The sequence below is a fragment of the Sphingomonas sp. CCH9-F2 genome, from assembly GCF_001556735.1.
In the GTDB taxonomy this organism is placed as follows: Bacteria; Pseudomonadota; Alphaproteobacteria; order Sphingomonadales; family Sphingomonadaceae; genus Sphingomonas; species Sphingomonas ginsenosidimutans.
In genome coordinates, this window is record NZ_LSJO01000552.1 from 1 (window position 1) to 4,199 (window position 4,199).

A 4,199-nucleotide genomic window follows, 5' to 3' on the forward strand; every position below is an offset into this window, starting at 1 on the left:
CGAAGAAGCCCGCCGCGGACGACGAACAGTGACGCCCCCGTCCTCCTCCCGCCGCCCGTTCGACGAGCCGCTGACGCCGGGCAGCGCGCGGCTGCTGCCGTGGACGACGGTGATGGCCGGATCGCTGGTCACGATCCTGCCGTGGGGCGCGACGCTGGCGCTGCTGCCGCCGTTCGGGCTGCTGATGATGCTGGCGTGGCGGCTGCTCGCCCCGCTGTCGCTGCGCGTCTGGGCGCCCGCGCTGCTGGGGCTGTTCGATGACCTGGTATCGGGGCAGCCGCTGGGCAGCGCGATGCTGCTGTGGACGCTGTCGTTCTTCCTGGTGGAGGCGATGGACGCACGCTCCGGCGTGCGCGACTTCGCGCAGAACTGGGCGATCGCGGCAGTGTCGATCGCTTTTTGCCTGGCCGGCGGTCGATTGGTGGCGACACGGCTGGGCGCACACGTCGACAGCGTGCTATTGCTCCAGATCGTGATCTCGATCCTGCTGTTCCCCCTCGCCGCGCGCCTCGTCGCGTGGATCGACCTCAAGCGGGCGCCGTAATGGCGCGCGCGCCCCGGATCATGACGCAGGCGGCCCAGGCGTACAGCTTCTCGCGCCGGGCATGGCTGCTGGGCGCGGCACAGGCCGGCGTCGGCGGGCTGCTGATCGGGCGGATGGGCTGGCTGGCGATCGCCGAGAACGAACATTACAACCTGCTGTCCGAAAGCAACCGCGTCAGCCTGACGATGATCCCGCCGCGCCGCGGCTGGATCGTCGATCGCCACGGCCAGCCGATCGCCAACAACCGCGCCGATTTTCGCGTCGACGTCATCCCCGACCGGCTGGAGGACAAGGACCGCACGCTCGCGCTGCTGCGCCAGATCCTGGCGCTGACCGACGAGGACATGGCGCGGATCGAGGCGGACCTGAAGAAGGCGGTCGGTTTCCGCCCGGTCGAGATCAAGGAGAATATCGACTGGGACCGGTTCGCCGCGGTGCAGGTGCGCCAGCCGGAGATGCCGGGCGTCGCGCCGACCCGCGGCTTTGCGCGGCAATATCCCGCCGGCGCGGCGGTGGCGCACCTGACCGGCTATGTCGGCGCCGCTTCCGCCGAACAATATAAGGCGACGCGCGACCCGCTGTACAACACGCCGGGGTTCAAGCTGGGCAAGGACGGCCTGGAAAAGACCATGGAGCCGCTGCTGCGCGGCAAGGCCGGCGCCAAACGGGTCGAGGTCACCGCGCGCGGCAAGCTGGTGCAGGAACTGGCGACCCGTCCCGACGTGCCGGGCCGCACGCTGCGGCTGACGATCGACGCCGGGCTTCAAGAATATGCCGCGCGCCGGCTGGGCACCAATTCCGGCTCCGCCGTGGTGTTCGACTGCCAGACCGGCGAGATGCTGGCGATGGTGTCGATGCCCGCCTACGATCCCAACAGCTTTTCCAGCGGGATCAGCCAGAGCGAGTGGAAGATGCTGAGCGAGGACGATCACGTCCCGCTGATGAACAAGGTCACGCAGGGGCTGTATCCGCCCGGCTCCACGGTGAAGCCGATGAACGGCCTCGCGCTGCTGGCCGCCGGGGTCAGCCCGGACGAGCGCGTCTTCTGTTCGGGCGCGATGCGCGTGGGCACCGGGGTGTTCCACTGCCACAAGCGCGGCGGGCACGGGCCGCTCGACCTCAAGAACGCGATCATGCAGAGCTGCGACATCTATTTCTACGAAATGGTGCGCCGCGTCGGCTACGACCGGATCGCGCCGGTCGCTCGCGCGCTGGGGCTGGGGCAGAAATTCGACCTGCCGTTGGTCACGCAACGCTACGGCACCGTCCCCGACAGCGCGTGGAAGCAGCGCAAGTACAAGACCGACTGGAAGGTCGCCGATTCGCTCAACGCCTCGATCGGTCAGGGCTATGTGCTCGCCAATCCGTTGCAGCTGGCGGTGATGTCCAGCCGGATCGCGTCGGGGCGCAACCTGGTGCCGACGATGATCCGCGATCCGTTCAAGCCCCGGGCCGACGCGATGGCGATCGATCCCGAGCATTTCCGCATCATCCGCGAGGCGATGAACGGCGTGGTCAACGGCGGCGGCACCGGCGGCGCGGCGCGGATGCTGGTGCCCGGCATCGGGCTGGCGGCGAAGACCGGCACCGCGCAGGTGCGCCGCATCACCATGGCCGAGCGCCGTTCCGGCGTGCTCAAGAACGGCCAGCTGCCGTTCAAGCTGCGCGACCACGCGCTGTTCGTCTGCTTCGCTCCCTATGACAATCCGCGCTATGCCGCGGCGGTGGTGCTGGAGCATAACGGTCATACCGTCCGCAACCTCGATACGCCGATGATCGGGCGCGACATCATGACCTATCTGTTCGACCGCGAGCGCGCGATGAAGAGCCTAGCGGAGGTCGAGCCGACCTGGGGCGGCGACATCCGCACGCGCATGGCCGCGCAGGACGCCGCCTATCGCGCGGCGCATGCCGCCCCGGCGACGGTGGCCGAGGAGGTGGACGAAACCCCCGCCACCAACGCGCGCGCCGTTGCGGCGGCGACCGACGCGACCAACGCCAGCGCGGAGGCGATCGCCAACGACGTCGCCGCCGGCGCCGGCCCCGCGCGCACCGGCTCCCCCGAACCGGAAACCGACGCCGAACGCCGCGCCGCGCCTGCCGACCGCGATGCGGGGCCGCAATGAGCGGCTTCGTCCCGGCCCCCGTCGCGCGCCTGCCGTGGTCGGTGCTGCTGCTGGTCACCGCGATCGGCGGATTCGGGCTGGTCGTCCTCTATTCCGCGGCGGGCGGCAGCGTGCGCCCGTGGGTGCTTCCGCAGGGGACGCGCTTTGCGGTGTTCCTGATCGGCTCGATCGTGATCTCGCGCGTGCCGATGGAATTCTGGCGACGCTACGCCTTCTGGATCTACGGCCTGTTCCTGGTCCTGCTGATCCTGGTCGAGCTGCTGGGCGCGGTGCGCGGCGGCAGCCAGCGATGGCTGGGCTTCGGCCCGATCCGCATCCAGCCGTCGGAGATGATGAAGGTGGCGATCGTGCTGGCGATGGCGCGCTTCTACGACATGCTGCCCGCCGCCGAGACGCGCCGGTTCCAGGCGGTGTGGCCCGCCTGCGTGCTGATCGGCCTGCCCGCCGCGTTCGTGATGATGCAGCCGGACCTGGGCACCGGCCTGATGATCTGTTTCGGCGGGGCGACGGTGATGTTCCTGGCGGGCATCCCGCTGCGGCTGTTCATCGGCGGCGCGGTGGGCGCCGCGCTCGCCATCCCGCTGGCGGTCAATTACGTCCTCCACGATTACCAGCGTCATCGCGTGCTGATCTTCATGGACCCGGAAAGCGATCCGCTGGGCACCGGCTATCACATCAGCCAGTCGAAGATCGCGATCGGATCGGGCGGGCTGTTCGGCAAAGGGTTCATGAACGGCACGCAAAGCCACCTCGATTACCTGCCGGAGGGGCACACCGACTTCGTCTTCGCCACCATGGCCGAGGAATGGGGGCTGCTGGGCGGCGCGTTCCTGATCGTCGCGTTCCTGCTGGTGATCCGCTGGGGGATCAACGTCGGCGTGCGCGCGGAGGATCGCTTCGCCAAGCTGGCGGCGGCCGGGCTGGCGACGACGATCTTCTTCTACATGGCGATCAACCTGATGATGGTGATGGGGCTGGCCCCCGTGGTCGGCATCCCGCTGCCGCTGGTCAGCTTCGGCGGATCGGCGCAGATGACGGTGCTGATCTCGCTTGGCATCATGATGGGGATCGACCGTTCCACGCGCCGCCCGCAGCGGTGGTGACGAAAAAAGTCGAAAAAGGGCTTTGCATCCCCGGCAGACGTTGCTAGAGGCGCGCTTCCCGAACGCGGGCGGCCTCTTGCGGGCAGCTTCTACCGCGCTTCACCGGACGCATAGCTCAGTTGGTAGAGCAGCTGACTCTTAATCAGCGGGTCCTTGGTTCGAGCCCAAGTGCGTCCACCAGTTTTTTCAACGGCCCCGCAGCGATGCGGGGCCGTTGTGCATTGGGACATGGTACACGGGGTCGCTCCCCCAACCATGGCCCCCAGACGGAAGACGATATGGCCGGATACAAGACCCCCGATTTCAGTCAGCGCGCCGCCGCGTCGCGCGATGCCAAGGCGAGCGCGCTCGAAAAGCTGCGCAACAAGGCAGCCCCGGATCCCGAGGCGGTCGCCGCCCGCGCCGCCGCGCGCGCCGCGCGCGAGG

General features: G+C 68.9%; 4 protein-coding genes and 1 tRNA gene. All 5 read left to right on the forward strand.

Annotated elements, in window-relative coordinates:
- Positions 1-28: 28 nt before the first annotated feature.
- Entirely contained in the window at positions 29-544 is a 516-nt protein-coding gene (gene mreD, locus AX685_RS15540) for a rod shape-determining protein MreD (RefSeq protein WP_066490256.1), read from the forward strand.
- Positions 544-2,670, forward strand: a complete 2,127-nt coding sequence (mrdA, locus tag AX685_RS15545) for a penicillin-binding protein 2 (RefSeq protein WP_066490259.1) — start codon at positions 544-546, stop codon at positions 2,668-2,670. Before mreD ends, mrdA begins: the two co-directional genes overlap by 1 nt.
- On the forward strand, positions 2,667-3,773 hold the full coding sequence (rodA, locus tag AX685_RS15550; RefSeq protein ID WP_066490262.1) for a rod shape-determining protein RodA: 1,107 nt from the start codon (positions 2,667-2,669) through the stop codon (positions 3,771-3,773). The genes mrdA and rodA overlap by 4 nt, the downstream gene beginning before the upstream one ends.
- A 104-nt stretch (positions 3,774-3,877) precedes the next feature.
- Positions 3,878-3,953 (forward strand) — tRNA-Lys (locus AX685_RS15555).
- A 98-nt stretch (positions 3,954-4,051) separates the two neighbouring features.
- A partial coding sequence (locus AX685_RS23550) for a DUF6481 family protein (RefSeq protein WP_443026261.1) occupies positions 4,052-4,199 on the forward strand: 148 nt, incomplete at its 3' end.